The organism is Chitinophaga sp. CCNWYY40 (assembly GCF_037483205.1).
In the GTDB taxonomy this organism is placed as follows: domain Bacteria; phylum Bacteroidota; class Bacteroidia; order Chitinophagales; family Chitinophagaceae; genus Chitinophaga; species Chitinophaga ginsengisegetis.
On record NZ_JBBHLF010000003.1, the window covers coordinates 608676 to 627805 of the forward strand.

The following is a 19130-nucleotide window of genomic DNA, read 5'->3' on the forward strand; positions in this document are numbered from 1 at the left end:
CAGTTCGTAGCTATTTTTTCCCCACTCATCTCATTTAATTTATTTTATCCACCTGGTGGGTATACTTTTGCATGATCTGAATTTATATAAAATGTATAAGATTTATTTGTTTATCACCCTGTTTTTGCTTTCAATGAGTGCTGTAGCTCAGCCCCCCGCAGGCGCCAAAATGCCGGTGGGCATGGGTATGGGAATGAGCGGCCATGTATATGGCAAAATTATTGACCCCGATGGAAAAGCTGTTCCTTATGCTTCCGTAATTATCCTGCAGAACCGCATGGATAGTGTCACAAAAAAAATGAAGGAAAAACTGCTGAAAGGCGTACTGACCAAAGGCAACGGAGAGTTCAGCCTGGAAGATCTGCCCGGCAGAGGCCCGCTCAAACTGCGGATCACTGCTACCGGGTATAAAACTGTGGAACAACCGGTTACCTTTCCGCCATTTGAAAAGGATCTCGGCAATATTAAACTCGCAGTAAGCACCACGCAGTTGCAGGGCGTTACGGTAGCCGGCACCAAGCCGATGATGCAGATGGATATCGATAAAAAGGTATTCAACGTGGAAAAGAACATCGTAAGCGCCGGCGGTACCGCACTGGACGTGATGAAAAACGTGCCTTCTGTAAACGTGGATATCGATGGCAATGTAACCCTGCGTAACAGCGCGCCACAGCTGTATATCGACGGGCGCCCAACCACCCTTACCCTGGAACAGATTCCGGCGGATGCGATTGAAAACGTGGAAGTGATCACCAATCCTTCTGCCAAATACGACGCGTCCGGTGGCAGTGCCGGTATCCTGAACATTGTACTGAAAAAGAACCGGAAAACGGGTTACAACGGTAACCTGCGCGCCGGTGTGGATAAACGCGGCGCTGTAAATGGCGGTGCGGACTTTAACCTGCGCCAGGATAAGGTAAATATTTCCGCCAGCGTAATGGGCAACCAGATGAAAGGCCGTACCAATGGTACCACCGAGCGTAACAACTTTGCGGATGAACCACCTACCAACATCAACCAGTACAACACCAACAAAACAGATGGTGGTTTCATTTTTGGTAAACTTGGACTGGATTGGTTTGTTACCAACCGCACCACCTTATCTGTGGCCGGTATCAAGGTACATGGTTCCATGAACCCTTCTGAACGGATTGATATCAATACCGATACCCTGAATAAAGCCGGCGATATCAGGGCTTTCAGTCAGCGTAACTCCAGTTCCCACAACAAGTTCAACGCAAACGGCCTGGTATTGGGCATGAAACACCTTTTCCCTAAAGAAGGAGAAGAACTGACTGCCGACTTCAACTATTTTGGCGGAAAGAGCGATAATAACTCCGACTACAGGACCGACCGTTATACCGGCAGCAACATCAGCGGCAGCGATATACAACAGATCCTGGGTAATGGCTCCATGAGCTTTATGACCATCCAAACGGATTATGTAAAACCTTTCAGCGGTAAATTAAAGCTGGAAACCGGGCTGAGAGCCTCTGTCCGTAAAACGAAGAGCAACTTTAACAACTATATGCTGGACCCGGAAACACAGGAATATGTACTGATCCCGGCCGCCTCCAATAATTATAAGAACAGTGATAACGTATACGCAGCTTATGTAAGCGTATCCAACACCATCGGTAATTTTGGTTATAAAGTTGGCGTACGTGCAGAAAGTTCCAATTACACCGGCGATCTGCTCAACAACGGACAGCATTTCTCCAACAACTACCCGGTGAGCCTGTTCCCATCGCTGTTTTTAAGCCAGAAGCTGAAACACGACCAGGAGCTGCAAGTGAGCTATACCCGTCGTATTAACCGGCCCAACTTCTTCCAGTTGATTCCTTTCACCGATTCCACCGATAAGCTGAATATCACGAAAGGTAATCCGGGACTGGTACCGGAATTCACCACTTCACTGGAAATGTCGTACCTGAAAACGCTGAAAGGAAACAATACCATACTGGCATCTATCTATTACCGACATACCAATAACCTGATCACCCGTTACCTCACGAAGGAAACCGATCCGGTAAACGGCCAGGAAATGCTGGTGAACACTTACATCAACGCCAATTCCAGCTATTCTGCCGGTGCGGAAGTAACCGCCATGTATAATTTAGCCAAATGGTGGAGCGCAACGGCCAACGTGAACATTTATAATTCAAAGATCAATACAGACAATGTAACGCAATCCCAGGATGCGCTCTGGAGCTGGTTTGGTAAGCTTAACAACACCTTTAAACTACCTGCTAATTTTGAATTGCAGCTCACAGGTACTTACCAGTCGAAAACCAATTTGCCGGTGAATGAAAATAAGAATGTGCAGAGCGGTCCGCCTATGCAGCAGTCGCAGAATGCTTCACAGGGATACATTGCTTCTTTCTATGGTGTAGACGCCGCCATCAAAAAGAGCTTCCTGAAAAACAATGCCGCTTCGGTGACCTTTAGCGTGAATGATATCTTCAGAACCCGTTGGTCCGACCAATATTCACAAAGCGATTATTTCACACAATATTACAGTCGCTTACGCGACCCGCAGATGATGCGCCTGACATTTGCTTACCGGTTTGGTAAAATTGACGCCAGCCTGTTTAAGAGAAAGAATATGGGCGCAGGTATGCAGGGAATGCAGGAAGTGATTCAGTAAGAAGTTGTCTTATAGTTTAAAGCACCGGAATGCGAAGGGGGTACACCTGAGCGTTCCGGGCTTTTTTTATGGATTCCGGCCATTCTCCCCCGGATACAGCAAATACACCGCATCGCTCTGCCACACTTCTTTCGTATCCACATTCATCGCGGAAATTTTGCCTTTGAAAGCCGCGCCGGTGTCGATGTTGTGCACGTTGCAGGCGATCATAGGAAGATCTTCGCCATAGTTAAGGCTGGGGGTGTGACCAATATAAATCTCCTTGAACTGCAGCAGTCTTTTTGGATAGAACATGGAGTTCTTTGGAATGCTGCGATCCATCGCCAGGGCGAGTTCCCAGAGGCTTCTGTCCCAGTAGAGCATGGGTTCAAACCTTTCATGGGCGGGGCCGTGGGTGGAAGTGAACCCCGCGTGTATGTACAACCTGTTTTGATCATCGATGTAGTACATGCGCATGCGGTTCAGGAATTGTTGGTGACCTTCCAGCGCTGCGGGCGACAATTTATTGAAGCTCTCCACCGTGGCTTTGCCGCCATTGCGCTGCCAGGAGGCTTCGGGCATTACGCCATTCAGCCAGGATTCGCACCAGGCGTCGTGGTTTCCTTTTATAAAAATGCAGGTGTATTGTGATTCCAGTTCCATGAGCCAGGTGATTGTTTCGGCAGACTCAGACCATCCATCCACATAATCACCTAAAAAAATCAGTGTATCGGTTGTTTTCGGCGCGATACGCTCTACCAGCTGTTTAAGGGCTTTCAGCGCACCGTGTATATCACCTATTACGTAGGTTGCGGGCATGTTTTGTTTTATTTGTACATAATGTCCGTTCGCAGCACATATTTCACACCTGCAGTAAGCAATGAACCTTCATGCCGCAACGGGTGATGAAATATCAGGGCGGTACCGGATTCCGGGCGGATAATTTCGCCGGAAGCAAAAATGGTTTCCCCGCCGGTATATGCTTCGTTCAGATAGATCATAAAAGTATACTGGCTGGCTTCAAACCTGTTCCGCTCAAAACTGCCGTCCTTGTGCATTTTGAAGCGTTGTCCGGGGCTGTATTTATAGAACCGGAACAATTCATTTACACCGCAGGCGGTTCTGTTATCTTTTTCTTCCGGAGCAAAGTTTTTCAGCCGTTCCCAGATAAAGGTAGCATAAGCTACATCTTTATACAAGACCCGTTCATTATTTCGTACACCTTTTATCATCCGTTGTACGCCTCCGCCTACGTCTACAGTGGCTTCTTCGTAGCCCATTGCTTCACTTTTTTCTATAAGTCGGGCACATTCGGCTGTACTGAGAAAGTTTTTAATGGTAAAAATTTCCGGGGTGTAAGTGATTTTCTCCATAACATCAGGTTTCAGTGGGAACATTGATCTGGAAACTATTTTTCTTCAGTTGTTTGTTGAACTTGTACAGTTCGGGATGCCGGTTTTTCAATCCTTCGCGTTTCAGGCCTGTATTAACCACATAGGCGGCGTCCAGTATTTTGCGGCGGAAGTTGCGCCGGTCGATGGTTGTTTGCAGGATACATTCATACAGTTCATGCAGCTCTGTGATGGTAAACAGTTCATCCAGCAATTCAAATCCTACCGGGTAATACTGGATCTTCGACCGGAGCCTTTGCAGCGCCTGTTTAAAAATATGTTTATGGTCGAAGCCCAGAGCAGGCATTTTCCTGACATTGAACCATTTTACATCATTAGCCATGCTACCGGCCACCACGTCGAATTTAGCGGGGTTAATGAGGGCATAATATCCCACAGCTATTACCCGGCCACGCGGATCCCTGTCAGGTGCGTCAAAGGAATAGAGCTGTTCAAGGAATACTTCCTTCATGCCCAGCTTTGTTTGCAGGATGCGGGAACAGGTGTCCAGGAAGGTTTCTTCCATTTGCAGGAAGCCGCCCGGCAAGGTCCAGCAGTCTTTAAACGGCTCTTCCTTACGGTTCAGCAGCAATACCGATAAGGTATTGTTGTGGTATCCAAATACCACCAGGTCTACCGCCAGGGAGGGGTTCTTATACTCGTGGAAAGACTTCATATTCTGTTTGCGTCATTTTAACGTGAAGTAAAGATTTTTTAGGGAGATAACCTAAAAATTGATTGGATTTTACCTGTAAAACAAAAAGGCGGCGCCGAAGCACCGCCTTTTTTATTTGGACCCGGGATAGGAATATTCCAGTCATCTCATAACCTACAACTGTTACACTGTTAAAGTAACAAGATGCAAATATACATCCCGCGATCTATATAAAGTAGACCGCTATCCCGCAGGTTACCAGTATTTTATGGGTGATGAGCCAAAGTCACGATATCCTTTACTTCCAGCACCGGCTTCGAATAGCCATAAAGGGTAACATTGATCATGGCCTGCCCCACCTCCGCCAGCGTGGATACCCACTGTGGGAAAACGCGCCGGAAGAACGGATAGGCCCAGGTCATATACTTATAGTACTTCTGGCTATATCTCAATCCATCGGTAGGTAACATAAAGCCCGGCCGGAACATATACGCCGCCTTGAATGGTTGTTTCAGCAGGTCATTTTCGGTTTTGCCCTTCACCCGCGCCCACATACTGCGGCCTTTCTCCGAGCTGTCGGTGCCTGCACCGGAAACATAACAGAAGGTCATATCTGAATTGAGGGCGGCCAGCGTTTTAGCCACTTCCATAGTAAGATCATAAGTGACCCGCTTATACCTGTCTTCCTTCATTCCTACGGAAGAAACGCCCAGGCAGAAGTAACAGGCATTATATCCATGCAGCTTTGTTGCCACGGGCAGCATATCATAGAAATTTTCATGAATGATTTCCTTCAGCTTGGGATGCTTTACGCCACAGGGCCTGCGGTTAATAACCAGCACCTCCTTTACATCCGGATGTTGTAAACATTCATGCAACACCCCTTCTCCTACCATACCGGTACTTCCTGTAATAATGGCTCTTATCTCCATAGGAACAATTTAAATTTCAGATATCCCGAAATTTAGATCTTTCGTTTGATTTTAATAAAAATATCTATGCCGGGATGTTGTCGTTAGCTTCCCTCTCCCAGAAACGATGCTGTGCGATGGCGTTTATAAAGTCCTTACTGCTTTTGTTCAGCAACAAACCCGGTTCATTACTTTCTGTTTGCAGATAGGTGGCTTTCAGCACTTCCACTCCTTCGCCATTTACTGCAATGGCCTTGCAATGTTTATAGGCTTCGTTGATGAAATGCAGCGCTGCCGGATCTTTGGCTAATACAGCGGCGCTGGCCTTACCACCGGGCACATATACGGCATCAAACAGCACAGATGCCGCGATGAGCAGGCTCTGGTCGGCCTGGAGATCTGCGCCGCCAGCTACTTTGATGGTACCAAGCCTCGGAGCTATCAGCTGCACCTGCGCGCCCGCCGCTACCAGGTCGGCTTTCATTTTGGCCACATCTGTACCGGAAACGCCGTCCGCCACCAGGAAAGCTATCTGCCTGGACTTCACCGTATTCTTTACTGTATTGGCCATGCTCAACGCCGGCGAAGTAGTTACCTGTTGCTTTACGGCTTTGGGCTCATACTTTTTGATATCTGCATCTGCCGGCCGGATGTGGTTAATGGGGAACTCCGGTTTCGCAGGTACGGGTAATCCCAGCCCTTCCGCTACCCGTGCAGCAAGCGTTTTATCTACCTGTGTTAACACACCAATCATCCGTTCACGTATATCCGTACGGGTTACCTTGCCAAGCTCAAAGCGCAGGGCTTTTACGATATGCGTTTTTTCCACTTCCGACTGGCTGTTATAAAACAAGGTGGCCTGGCTGAAGTGATCAAAGAAGCTTGCACTACGGCCGCGGATCTTTTTAGCATCTATTCTTTCTTCATAAGAAGTAAAACCACCGTCTTTCATCTTTGCCTGGAAAGGACAACCGTTGCTGACGGTATTGGGCTCATAGGCAGCTTCACCCCGATTAATGGTTTGCCGCATGTGGCCATCGCGCTGGTTGTTGTGAACCGGCGCAACCGGGCGGTTGATGGGGATTTCATGAAAATTGGGACTGCCCAGTCTCGACAGCTGCGTATCTGTATAAGAAAATAATCTTCCCTGTAAAAGCGGGTCATTGGTAAAATCAATCCCTGGCACCAGGTGTCCGGGATGAAATGCTACCTGCTCTGTTTCTGCGAAGAAATTATCCGGGTTACGATTCAACACCATCTTACCGATCCGCATTACCGGTACTACTTCTTCAGGAATTATTTTAGTAGGATCGAGGAGATCGAACGGAAATTTATGTTCATCTTTTTCTGCAACTATCTGCACACCAAACTCCCATTCGGGAAAGGCGCCTGATTCAATGGCATTCCACAAGTCGCGGCGATGAAAGTCGGCGTCTTTACCGGAAATTTTCTGCGCTTCATCCCATGCCACAGAATGCACGCCAAGCAATGGTTTCCAGTGAAACTTTACAAAGCTGCCCTTACCTGCCGCATTGATAAAACGGAAAGTATGTACACCAAATCCTTCCATCATACGCAAACTACGGGGAATAGCGCGATCACTCATGGCCCACATAATCATATGCATGCTTTCCGGCGCAAGCGATATAAAATCCCAGAAAGTATCATGCGCAGAAGCAGCCTGGGGCATTTCATTATGTGGTTCCGGTTTAACAGCATGAACAAAATCAGGGAACTTCATTGCATCCTGTATAAAAAATACAGGCATGTTGTTGCCTACAAGATCATAGTTTCCTTCATCGGTATAAAACTTCACTGCAAAGCCACGCACATCACGGGCCAGATCAGTAGAACCGCGTGAGCCCGCTACCGTAGAGAAGCGGACAAATACCGGCGTTTGTTTCGACGGATCCTGTAAGAAACCCGCCTTTGTATATTTCGCCATAGACTCATACACCTGGAAATAGCCGTGAGCAGCTTCTCCCCGGGCATGCACAATTCTCTCCGGAATACGTTCGTGGTCAAAGTGGGTAATTTTCTCCCTTAAAATAAAATCTTCCAGCAGCGAAGCACCACGTTCACCTGCTTTCAGGGAGTTCTGGTTATCATTAATGCGTAAACCCTGGTTAGTGGTCAGGAACTGGTCTACCCCTTCTTCTGTATGCGGGGTAAGACTTTCCACCTTCTTGTTTGACTTTCCGATAATAGGATTTCTTTTCTTTGCCATTGGTTTGGTGATTTTAATGATGAGGTAGGACTCATTCATTCACACAAACCATACCTATTCAAAACGCATTCTCATCTCCCTTAATCGTATTCCTGATCGTTAAAAATATAATGCGCAGATCGAGATATACCGACCAGTTTTCCATGTACCAGATATCATGTTCGATCCTTCTGCGCAGATGTGATTCTTCCGTAATTTCCCCACGCAACCCGCATACCTGCGCCCAGCCTGTAATACCGGGTTTCAGAAAATGGCGGATCATGTACTGCTGGATCACCCGCGAAAATTCCTCGGTATGACGAAGCATATGTGGACGGGGCCCCACAATAGACATATCGCCCATAAATACATTCAGGAACTGCGGCATTTCATCGAGGTTTGTTTTACGCAGGATACGCCCGATCCTCGTGAACCGGCTATCATGCCGCGTAGCCTGCTTCGCATTCGCCTCATTATTTACATACATACTCCGCAGTTTCAAACAAGGGAAATTCAGGTTATTACGGCCTGTACGGTATTGAATAAAAAACACCGGCCCCCTGGACTCCAGCTTGATCAGCAGCGCCAGCAAAGGAATCAGCCAGGTGAGTATAAAAACAATCACAAGACTGCTGAAGATAATATCAAACACCCGCTTACGGATGCGGTTGGCAATATCATCCAATGGTTCAGAACGCAATGAGATGATAGGAATATTATTGAAGTAATCCACAAAGATCTGCCTGTTCACAAACAACTTGAAATCGGGCACAAAGCGGAAGTGAATCAGGTTCAGCTCTGCTTCTCTCGCCAAAGTGTACAGGTAAGGAAATTTTTCGGGAGATAACGTAGAATATATTTCACGGATATTATTAGACTGTGCATAGGGCACACAGGCTTCCAGGTTACCGATCACCGGGTAATAAGATAACTCATGCACGTTACTGGATTCTTCAAAATAACCTTCAAACTTGAGGTTGCTGTTATCTCCTATCAACTGATCCGCCAGTTGTTTGGAAAGATCATTATACCCGAGGATCACCACTTTCTTTTCCACTCCGTTGCGATGCAGGATATGCCGGGTAACCTTGTAGAAAACCCAGCGGCCCAGCAATACCATGCAGAGGAAGCTGGAACAATAACTCAAAATAAACAACCGGGAATATAATTGCTTGGTGAGAAACAATGATAACAACAATAACAACAGGTACAGCAATATGCTCTGTATTGTTTTGCGGGCAATACGGTCAAACGATAATTGCTGACTGAGGAAGTAAATACCGGTAGTGTACAAAGCCACCAGCCAGGAGAGATTTGATACTACGAGAAAAATATCCACGTTAATATCCTGCATACGGTCGTACCGCTGCAACCAGGAGCTGGTTAAAAAAAACAATACGTTCAGCCAGATAAAATCCAGCACAATCAACTGGATACTGCAAATTTTGAGATACCGGTTCAGCATAAAATAGAATATGGTTGATCAATAAAAGAAAGCGCTACGCCACCTGTTCTTTAAAGCGCGTCATCACTCCTGAAATAGAAAGGTGACTGGCTGCAAATTCACGGGCATTCCTTGCAATGTCGGCGGTATTTTCCCATACCGCCCTGCCTATACCCGTTTGCAGCGCCTCCTGGTTTTCCGCATCCACGAGGATTCCCATCTGATGCCGGCTTACCAGCTCATGCAGGCCCGTGCCTTCATTGGCGGTAATCAGCGCTATACCGCCCACCGCGAGTATAGTGGTTAACTTAGATGGCATCACCAGATCGCTGGCATGTGATTTTTGTATAACCAGGTGTACGTCTGCCATGTTTAAAAAGTTATTAAACTGCGCGAGGGGTTGCAATGGAAAGAAGATCGTGTTCTTTAACTGCAGTTGCGATGCAACCTGTTCCAGCTTTGCTTTATAAGGTCCGGAACCACAGATCAGGAACTTCATTTCTTCGCGGTGCTGCCAGGATGCAGCGGCATGCAACAAGGCTTCCAGTCCCTGCTTTTCGCCGATGGCGCCGGAATACAATATAATTTTATCGGTAGGCAGAAATCCAAAAGACTGTTTTAATATAGCCTTATCCGTTAGTGGATGAAATTGTGTTACATCCACCCAGTTAGGAAAATAAAACACTTCCCTGCCAGCCTTGTCACTTATTTTACGGATCATCCCGTCGGCTATACTGCTTACGTGATCTGCCTGCCGGAGAATCATCTTCTCCAGTTTCAGCAGCGCATTGATAAGCCGTGGCGAGCGGATCATCTGCAGGTCACGCGCGGCTTCTATCTGCAAATCCTGCACATGATACACGAAGCTGGCTCCCCGCAGCTTTTTATAGAGAACGGCCAGCAACCCGAGATGAAAGGGCGGCGCTACCGTAATCACAATATCATATTTCTTTTTCCACACCAGTTGCATCACTTTGACAAATGCGGCCGCTGCAAAAGAAAAGTCCTGTAACATTCTCTTCTTGCCGGAAGGTTCTGCAGGTACATACTGCGGGCAGCGGTATACCGTTAGTTTTCCTTTTCCCTGCGGAAGTACTTCTTTTTTAAACCAGTTCTTTGACCGTTCATAGGGCGATTGCACCTGCCATTGCGGGTAATAAGGATAGGTAGTTATTACCGTGCAGTCGTACCCGTTATCTGCCAGCCAACTGATCATTTCTCCATTATACTTTCCTATCCCCGTTGGCTCGGGTGAAAAATTGCCGCCTATCAGTAATATTCGTTTACCCATATACGTTGTATTTAAATATTATTGCCGCCAACTCCATAACACCCCCATCATAAACCCCACGTTATCGGAGAGCTGCCCCTGATCCACTGCTATGGATGCTTTCAGGGCAAGTCCTTTCGACGACAGCTGGTACTGAAACTCCTGCAACGTATACCATTGCCGCTTCATTGGCTTAAATAGGGCGGTATTGGTGTAAGTGCCATAATTTTGTGTGTAGGTGATTAATGTTCTGCCGGTAATTTTTTTTGGGAGATGATAAAGCGCACCGATATGCACTCCCATTACACGGTTATTAATAATATTCCCTCCCTTTGCCCTCAGTGAATCCTTATGATCATTCCAGTTGAACGGCTTCATGCTGGGGAAGTAATGCTGTCCGCGATCCCGGTCAATAAACAACGGAGTGCCGATCACACGTTCGTGATAATCCCAGCCGGTAAGATATACGCCGTTGTTATAGTAGCTTTCGCGTTGATGCAACGGGAAGAAATCGTTCATTTGTTTGGTATACAGCACCTCTGCTGTGATCTTCTCCAGCCAGCTGCCGGCTTGTTTGTTGGTATACACAATGCCCAGGAGCCGGTCGATGTTCCGGATATCGATACCCTGCCCCGATTCAAAAGGGGTTTGGTTATACAGGCGAAGCGACAACTGATCATTTTCCCATTCAATACCTCCTTCTATAATGCCGCGGTGGTCGCCGGGGCGATTCGGCTGTATCTCCGAAGTACCAACGGTACCATCATCTTTTGTTTTTACCAGCAGCACATCCATAAACCCCTGCCAGTCGGCGGTGATCTTTGGCAGGTCTTTCCGGTTACCACCCCATACCGCGTAGTGCTGTATACCACCAAATACCTTTAGTTTTCTTTTGCCTATGCGGAGATAGAAATTTTTCTCATGCAACCAGGCATCCTTGATGTATTGGTCCTTTCCCATCCAGCCGTGACTGATGAGTCCTTTAAACTGTACCCAGCCATTGGTGTAGGGAATATCGGTGTACTGCGTTACCGCGATGCCTACTTTCGGTATGGGGAGCGCATTACCGCTGATCCCCATAGAGCCGCTGCTCAGGTCTTTGTCTGTTTCCCCGATGATTTCTTCATACCGCCCGGCCCTGATTTCCCAGTGTTTATAACCGGCCTTTACATATCCCTGTTCTATAAATGTTTGATGGAACTGATCGTTGTTGTACACATCCAGCCCGTACCTCACATAAAAATCCTCTTTCCATACGTGCCCGTTGCTAAAACCCACATGTGTAGATACATCGCCTTTACGATCGCTGATGGTACCAAAGTGATTGGCCATGAGCCAGAGCGGCTGGTAGTCTTTTGAAGCAATGGTTCCTACTGCGCCCGCATGCACTTCCAGCGAATCTGCAAAGTGAACCTGCGCCCACGCAGTGACCGGCCCTATCATTAACGCGATATATAAGCCCCATTTCTTCATATAGCCGCCGTATTTAGTATGGTAACCGTATGCCCTTTCATTTCCCTTTTACGTACTGCCACCGCGGGGTTGCCGGAGTAAATCAGCCAGGGCTCCATCTCTTTTGAAACCACGCTGTTTACTGTAAGCACGGCATGGCTACCGCAGGTAACACCTGCACACACTACTGCCATAGCGCCTATCCAGGCGCCGTTTTCAATGTGGATAGGACCAAGCCGGTAAGGAAAATCCGGTTGTTTATAATCGTGGTTGCCGGTCAGCAGCAGGGCGCCCTGTGAAAGGCAAACATGATCTCCCAGCGTTACCGCCGCCAGATTATCAATCCATACGGACTCCCCTATCCAGCAATGATCGCCGATAGTCAGCAGCCACGGATATTTGATCCGCACCTTTGTTTTTATGACGAGGCCCTTGCCCACACGGGCGCCAAACAGCTTCAGCAGCTTGCTTTTGAGGCCATATGGCCAGGGGAAAGCGCTGTTGAAAATGTAATAGTTACAGAAGTACCATAACAGCACTTTCCACTTAGGGCCGGCATAATAACTGCCTGTATTAAATGCAGCAAGATTAGTGGTCATGTGATATCAGATATGAATGTTATAATCCTGTTTCAGTAACGCCATAATATCTTCCCTGCTTTCGTTTCCATCGAGCTTTTGCTGAAATTCCTGCACGTTAACGTCTACGAGTAAACGATACCAGTACCCTTGCATGAAATGGAAGAGGAACCCCTTATAACCATCCAGGAAGCCGTAACGCACTACATAGCGGAACAGGAAATACAGCGAAGCGCGCATTCCCGGCGACATGGAGGCGTATACCTTCTCCTTCAGGAACCGTTTCCGTTTGGCCTGTGTTCCGCTTTCGCGCAGCAACCTTTCGTCAGTTTGCCAGAAGCCATAGCGGATATTCAGCAGGTCCACCATTTCACGGATGGCGTAGTTATTATGTTTGTTTACCCACCAGTGAATGGAATTCAGGTTATCGTCTACAATATGTTCTTTAAACAGCATCGTAGCGCCGTCGGACAATACAATATGTTCATCCATCCAGCGCTGTTCGATGCTGCCTACCCCATTGCGCCATATCCGCAAGAGGGTATGCGGGTAGAAACCGCCGAAGCGGATCCATTTACCTTTGAATAACACCTTGCGGCGTATATATATGCCCGTTATACCGGCTGGCACTTTGTCTATCCGCTGGCGGATTTCCTTTACCAGTCCGGGTTCCAGGTATTCATCTGCATCCATGCGCATCACCCAGGGTGTTTCAATGCCGCAATGATCCAATGCCCATTGAAACTGATTGGCATAATTGACCCATTTGCGCTGAAAAACCTTTGCGCCGAATCTCTCCGCTATCGCTACGGTATCATCTGTTGAAAAAGCATCTATTACGTACAGCTCATCCGTTATTTGCCGGAGATTCTCCAGGCAGCGTGCCAGGTGCAACGATTCGTTAAATGTGAGTATTACTACCGCGATCTTCATCTAGCTACATTTTTCATACAGTTCTACATAAGACGACGCCAGTGTGGCATCATTGAAATCATTACGGATCTGCAAAGGGGCAGACCGTGTAATCCTTTGCCGTTGTCCTTTTTCCCGGTAAGCAGCCGTGAGTTGTGCGGTGATCGTCTCCACACTATCAATCCCCGTAATCCAGCCCAGGTCATGCTGCTGCACATACGTTGCCAGTCCCACCTGGTCGCTGATCAGCACCGGCGTGCCCGCATACAGCGATTCAATCACTACAATGGCAAAGTTTTCGTTACGGGAGGTAAGCGCAAAAAGGTCGGTGGCAGCGAGGAAATGAAATTTATCCTCACTGCCTTTCCAACCTACCCATTCGACGCTATTATCCATATCGAGCGACGCAATTAAATCTTTTAATTCAGCTACATACTGTGCATCACCGCTCCCCGCGATCTGTAACCGGTAAGGGAACGTAACCTTTGCCAATGCACGGATCAGCAGGTCCAACCCCTTCTTGGGATCTACCCGTGAAAGAAAACTGATGGTAAATACTTCGTTCTCTGTCCGCACAAAACTTCCTTCCGGTAAATCCACCAGGTTAAATACCTGTCCGCCTTCCCAGTGGGTATTCACCTGCCGGCATTCTTTCCACTCCAGCTCTGACGATACATGCAGGTAAGTGTTCTTTAATAAACGTTTACCCATCACCGTGTGCAGCAGCTTTTTCTTCCGGTTGTTCCGCGCCGTCAGTACATAGTCGCAGAACATGCCATGCGGCGATAGCAATGGCTTCAGCTTTTTCCATTTACAGATAAAGGAAGCGCCCATCACCAGGAAATTCCACCAGGAGTGGATATGTACCTTATCAAATTGTTTTGCATTAGACCAAACTGCTTTCCACAACGCCGGCGACACATGCGTATGGTCACCGGTGATTCTTTTGAAATAGGTTACCTTCACCCCGTCCATGATCACCGTGGTATTAGCCGCTATATCCAGTTCCTTCGCACCGTTGGCAGTGGTAGTATACACTTCCACCTGGTGCCCCATTAACACCAACTGCTCCGCCAGCCGCGCTATTACTACAATAGGGCCTCCGTACACGTAGGCCGGTTTATAGGAAGGAACAATAAAAAGTATCTTCATAAACAAGGGTTATTTATTCATTGAATCCAGTGAGTGAAAAGCATTATCCACCATCGCCGTCATGGTGAGGTTTTCTCCCACAAATTGTTTGGCATGTTGACCCAGCCTGTTAATCTCTTCATCCGACAATTGATCCAGCACATACAAACATTCCTCCATGCTATCGAAGATCAAACCGTTGTAGCCATCCCTGATATAACTGTATTCCACGCATTGCAATACCTCTTCGCTGCGTTTAAAAGTACATACCGGTTTACCATAGGCCATTGCTTCTACCGCTGAAAGGCCCACCCATCCTGGTTGAAAGTACAGATCCGCGATGCCAAACAACTCATGCTTGATGGTAGGATCATATACTGCCCCGAAGTCGTGCACATGTGGATAACTGCTGAAGTCCGGTTTATATTTACCTGCGCCGATAATAATAAATCCGTACTGTTCCGGATCGGTTTCCTGCATCAGCTTCTCCAGCAGATCAATACGACGGCCGGTTTCATTAAAGCGCGCGCAGTAGATCAATATGCGTTTTGAACGGATATTATATTTCTCCCGCAACGCTGCTTTATCGGGCACCTCCCGTTGCATGATCTTCTCCACTTCAGAAATAGTATTGTTTAAAGCCACTGCTTTTAAACCCGGCATCTCCTGTTGCCAGAGCGCCATTTCCTTTGGCGTGTAAAACCAGGTAGCATCGGCCAGTTGTATCATCCATTTCAATAAGCGGCTGGGGCGTTGCTCTTCCTGTACATATCTTTTCACTGAAATACCGTGTCCCCAGAGAATAACCTTTTGTTTCAGCAAAGGCTTCAGCAGCAGGATCATCCAGGTAGACAAATGCGCGAAATTGAGCATCAGCACCAGCACTTTATAATCTTTACTAAAAAAGCGCAACGGGTTATATAACACAAACGGGCCTACGCTCCAGGCAGGTAATTGCTTCACCGTAGTATTGCCGGCCGACAGGTTCTGCTGCTTGATAGCATCCGCCTGATCATAACAATACAGATCGAAAGGCGCCTGCTCATTGAGCCGGTTAAAAAAATGCTCGCGGTAATGCGGTACCAGTGGCTGCAGGATGGCAATCATACCAATACATTTTTATGTGCATGAATAATACTGCTTACATCATAACCATAAATCATGCGGCGGCCTTCATGGATGGAATCAAAAGCCACCACGTTACCATCGCGCTTCCAGCGTGGGTGCAAATCACAATGCAGGCCGCTGCGTGTAAAAGCCATCTGCTCCAGTGAAAAGGCTTTTAACACGCCTTCTTCCACGCCGGCCAGTAAAGGGTGTGCCAGTTGCAGGTCAGGTTTATCGTCAATCATACGGTAAGTACCCAACGTAACTTTCTGTTGCGTGCTGTACTGGAAAAGAAACAGTGTACGGATCCCCTGCTGGTTGGGATAGGTATCACAAATCATCCAGTCGCGGTCTGCAGGGCAAAACATCGGATGCCCGTCTTCTGTAATAATATCTTTCGCCAGCATAGCCGGTGCCCCGTTATCCACATCTTCCAGTAACAACCAGTTGAAGGGTGCTACTGCTTTGGCTCCTTTCTCTTTTGTATATAATAATTTCTTCAGTACTTTCTTTCCTCCGGAAATCAACCCGGAAGGCATCATTTTATACAACAACGAGCCACGCAGTTTTTCGATGTTACTGCCTGTTCTGCCCCAGATAGCAATGTGGGAATCATCTTTCCAGTCGAAATGACTGAGGAAACCCGTTGCCAGGCATTTCAGGTCGCTGCCGTCCACACCAATGGTCATAAGCCGTGTAGTTTCGCCACCGTCTTTCAACTTATAGCGATGCAGGAATGCTAATCGCTGCTGCGAAGGGTTCAGCAGCAGATGCGTGATATAATGATGCTGCCCCAGGGCAGGATTCATTTTATAATTGGCAGCAGCGGCGATAGACAGCAGCATTGTCTGCTCACCGGTGTATACATTATGTTTCACAATACCGGATGTATCGGGCACGTGAACGTGTGCATACTTATCCGTAAGCCCTGTGTATCCATATCCTCCTACACGGAACAACCGTGCATAGTCGATGCCAAAGGCGACGCCTTCGTCTGTAATCACATGGGCGGGCTGATGCAATACGCTCACACATTTACCGGCGTTTGTATCATATATCCGAGAACCCCAAACATCATCAACACGATCATTTACAATAAAAGTATCTGTATCGCCGATCCATTGCTGGCGGGCGCCCTGCGGGTAGTTGTAAGCATAGGTATCTCCCATCCGGCGGAATTGCTGCGCTGCATCGAAATAGCCAATGCCGCAGGGAATACGCGGGTCCGGTGGAACGGTGATATCCGGTGTTTGTAATGCGAGCAATTTATCACCTGCAGCATTCCAAGCTACCAGATCATGAAAACCAAAAAAGAAATGTCCTGTTCCTGCTGATAAAATAAATTCCTGCTGCATATATTAATGTGTTGTGATGAAAGATGATTTATCCATGCACTTTTCCTTTCTCAACAAAAAAGTCTGATCATGAATTTTATTATCGATACGCCTGATCACATCTTCTTCAGATAAATAAAAACCATTCACCGCCTGCAGCGTTTTCAGCAGGTCTGTTTTTACGATATCCCTGGCCATAAACTCCGCGCTGATACGGTTGCCGGAGAGTGTTTTAATTTTCTGATGAAGAAATGACTTGCGGTAAAGCTTCACGGGTGTAGCATTGATATTATACAGATGAATGGCCGCCTGCCAGTCCATCCATTTAAATTCTGCCACGCCGCTGCCTTCTGTATGCGGGGTAGACAATATAAAGCGATGCCAGGGCACGCGTAGCGCATCGGCGAGGATAGCGCCGTGCATGGCTTCTGCAATCACATATTCCGATGCGGCGATTTCCTGTAAGGTATGCTCCACACCTTTTTCAGACCGCGGTGAGATATAATTATAGCCCAGTTTACTACAGAGCGCTTCCCAATCGAAAAACGGCACTGACTTAAAATAAGGGATCACGCTCACCTTATACTTTTTTTTCACCTTCAGGAATTTATCGAACTCCGGCAGCTGGCGGATGGCATAAGCAGCATCTGCGATATACGGGAACTGGTTATTAAACGCATAGGCAGATAATGGTCCACGCAGGAAGCGGATATCCCAACTGCTGTTGAGGCTGAAGGTTTGATGAGAGGGCCTTACACCTGTGCCGAATACGATCTTGCATTTGTCCGGTATATCCCTGAATAACGGGGAGCCATCGAACAGGATGGAGCCAATGCCCAGGAACGCTTCCGGGTCATTGATGTTGCCTTCGCCAAATAACTTGGGCCAGAGCCAACCGTTCAGGTCATCACCAAAATTGCCTTTGGGATCTTTATAATACACATAGTTCACGTTGTAGTCATTTACAGGTTAGCAATACGTAATACTTTTACTGCATCGTTACTGTTGATCCATGCTGTAAAATCAACTGCCCGTCGTTCCCAGCTGTGGGCTTCGCTATTCACCGTTGCCGGCGCCAGTCTGCCGTTGGCCAGTTTACTGATCAATACTGCCAGCGATGCCGGCGCATTGTTATTGAAATAATATCCTTGTTGTCCGAATATTTCCAGTGGCTCACCAATAGCACAGGTAAACACCGGCTTTTCAAATGGCAGGTACATATAAATTTTGCTGGGGCAACGTGCCCAGTCCTGCACGGTATCATTCAGCGGGGAAATAAACGCATCAGCAGCAGTAAACCAGGAGCTGAGATCTTCTTCCGGTGCATAGCCCAGGAATTCTACCTGTGCATCGAGCTGTTTTTCTTTCACAAAAGCTTTTGCTTCTGCCATATGTCTTCCCTGACCCAACAGCATTAACACCACATCACTTCTTTCCTTACTCACCATCTCCATTGCCTGTAACATGGTAAAGAGGCCATAGTTGCGGGTAAGCGTACCCATATAGATCAACATGGTTTTACCTGCATAAGCATCCTGCAATTCTTTCAGACGGATACGCGGTGATGCTATTACATCGTTGTTGAATGCGTAAGGCGAGTATAACACGGGCAACTGCTTGCGAAACAACTGAGCCGCTCTTTTCGTATATACGTTACAGAGATACTTACTGGCGCACAGCAGTCCATCTGCATACAACACCGACCAATATTCCAACGCCAGCATAGCTAACTTGCGGATGCCTTTATTATCGGGGATCCCGGAGGGCAGCTCCGAATGTTCGATGAGTATTTTCGGTTTTACGTTGAGCTTACTTTTGGAAATACGGTTACGGAAACTAAAGGAACAGAACAGCACATAGTCGGGTGCAATCTGGTTTACCAGATCCGTTTTAACCTTTACTTCTTCTCCTGCTGAGCCAGGCTGATAGTAGTATACCTTCACTGCTTCGCTGCACTCCATTGCTATGCGTTTGCGGTTTTCTTCACTGTCCTGTGCAATGATGGATACCTCCCAGCCGAGCGACAGCAACGGTCCGGCCATGCCTATGGCCCGTTTCATGGTGGCAATGAATTTAATATCCCCTAGTGTAATGAAGCATATTTTCATAGCTG

At 47.3% G+C, this 19130-nt stretch carries 16 protein-coding genes; 1 reads left to right on the plus strand and 15 read right to left on the minus strand.

The window, feature by feature from the left end:
• Nucleotides 1–133: 133 nt before the first annotated feature.
• Nucleotides 134–2647: an outer membrane beta-barrel protein gene (locus V7S65_RS12885; protein ID WP_336386849.1), complete on the plus strand. Its 2514-nt coding sequence runs from the start codon at nt 134–136 to the stop codon at nt 2645–2647.
• Nucleotides 2648–2713: 66 nt separating this feature from the next.
• On the opposite strand, the gene V7S65_RS12890 is transcribed toward V7S65_RS12885, so the two are convergent.
• The 15 genes from V7S65_RS12890 to V7S65_RS12960 all read right to left on the minus strand — a co-directional run bounded on the left by V7S65_RS12890 (nt 2714) and on the right by V7S65_RS12960 (nt 19125).
• Nucleotides 2714–3445, minus strand: coding sequence for a metallophosphoesterase family protein (locus V7S65_RS12890; protein ID WP_079470271.1), 732 nt, complete (start codon nt 3443–3445; stop codon nt 2714–2716).
• An 8-nt stretch (nt 3446–3453) separates the two neighbouring features.
• Nucleotides 3454–3999, minus strand: a complete 546-nt coding sequence (locus tag V7S65_RS12895; RefSeq protein ID WP_336386848.1) for a 2OG-Fe(II) oxygenase — start codon at nt 3997–3999, stop codon at nt 3454–3456.
• Nucleotides 4000–4003: 4 nt separating this feature from the next.
• Nucleotides 4004–4693: an NUDIX hydrolase gene (locus V7S65_RS12900; protein WP_079470272.1), complete on the minus strand. Its 690-nt coding sequence runs from the start codon at nt 4691–4693 to the stop codon at nt 4004–4006.
• 245 nt (nt 4694–4938) lie between these two features.
• Nucleotides 4939–5604, minus strand: coding sequence for an epimerase (locus V7S65_RS12905; RefSeq protein WP_079470273.1), 666 nt, complete (start codon nt 5602–5604; stop codon nt 4939–4941).
• Between the two features lie 64 nt (nt 5605–5668).
• The gene (gene katE / locus V7S65_RS12910) at nt 5669–7810 is read right to left on the minus strand and encodes a catalase HPII (protein WP_336386847.1); all 2142 of its coding nucleotides are present in this window, start codon (nt 7808–7810) and stop codon (nt 5669–5671) included.
• Nucleotides 7811–7868: 58 nt separating this feature from the next.
• Nucleotides 7869–9254: an undecaprenyl-phosphate glucose phosphotransferase gene (locus tag V7S65_RS12915; RefSeq protein WP_079470274.1), complete on the minus strand. Its 1386-nt coding sequence runs from the start codon at nt 9252–9254 to the stop codon at nt 7869–7871.
• Between the two features lie 34 nt (nt 9255–9288).
• Nucleotides 9289–10524, minus strand: a complete 1236-nt coding sequence (locus tag V7S65_RS12920; protein WP_079470275.1) for a WcaI family glycosyltransferase — start codon at nt 10522–10524, stop codon at nt 9289–9291.
• A gap of 18 nt (nt 10525–10542) precedes the next feature.
• The gene (locus V7S65_RS12925; RefSeq protein WP_336386846.1) at nt 10543–11976 is read right to left on the minus strand and encodes a capsule assembly Wzi family protein; all 1434 of its coding nucleotides are present in this window, start codon (nt 11974–11976) and stop codon (nt 10543–10545) included.
• Entirely contained in the window at nt 11973–12554 is a 582-nt protein-coding gene (locus V7S65_RS12930) for a WcaF family extracellular polysaccharide biosynthesis acetyltransferase (protein ID WP_079470277.1), read from the minus strand. Before V7S65_RS12930 ends, V7S65_RS12925 begins: the two co-directional genes overlap by 4 nt.
• A 6-nt stretch (nt 12555–12560) precedes the next feature.
• Complete coding sequence (locus V7S65_RS12935) at nt 12561–13466, minus strand: glycosyltransferase family 2 protein (RefSeq protein WP_079470278.1); 906 nt, start codon at nt 13464–13466, stop codon at nt 12561–12563.
• Complete coding sequence (locus tag V7S65_RS12940; RefSeq protein ID WP_111577618.1) at nt 13467–14597, minus strand: XrtY-associated glycosyltransferase XYAG1; 1131 nt, start codon at nt 14595–14597, stop codon at nt 13467–13469.
• Between the two features lie 9 nt (nt 14598–14606).
• On the minus strand, nt 14607–15683 hold the full coding sequence (locus V7S65_RS12945) for a glycosyltransferase (RefSeq protein ID WP_079470280.1): 1077 nt from the start codon (nt 15681–15683) through the stop codon (nt 14607–14609).
• A complete protein-coding gene (locus V7S65_RS12950; RefSeq protein ID WP_079470281.1) occupies nt 15680–17038 on the minus strand; it encodes a hypothetical protein in 1359 nt (452 codons plus the stop codon). Before V7S65_RS12950 ends, V7S65_RS12945 begins: the two co-directional genes overlap by 4 nt.
• A gap of 3 nt (nt 17039–17041) precedes the next feature.
• Nucleotides 17042–17968 carry a polysaccharide pyruvyl transferase family protein gene (locus V7S65_RS12955; protein WP_079470282.1) on the minus strand — a complete coding sequence of 309 codons (927 nt, stop codon included), beginning with the start codon at nt 17966–17968 and terminating at the stop codon, nt 17042–17044.
• A gap of 11 nt (nt 17969–17979) precedes the next feature.
• Nucleotides 17980–19125, minus strand: coding sequence for a glycosyltransferase family 4 protein (locus V7S65_RS12960; RefSeq protein ID WP_079470283.1), 1146 nt, complete (start codon nt 19123–19125; stop codon nt 17980–17982).
• Between the last annotated feature and the right edge of the window lie 5 nt (nt 19126–19130).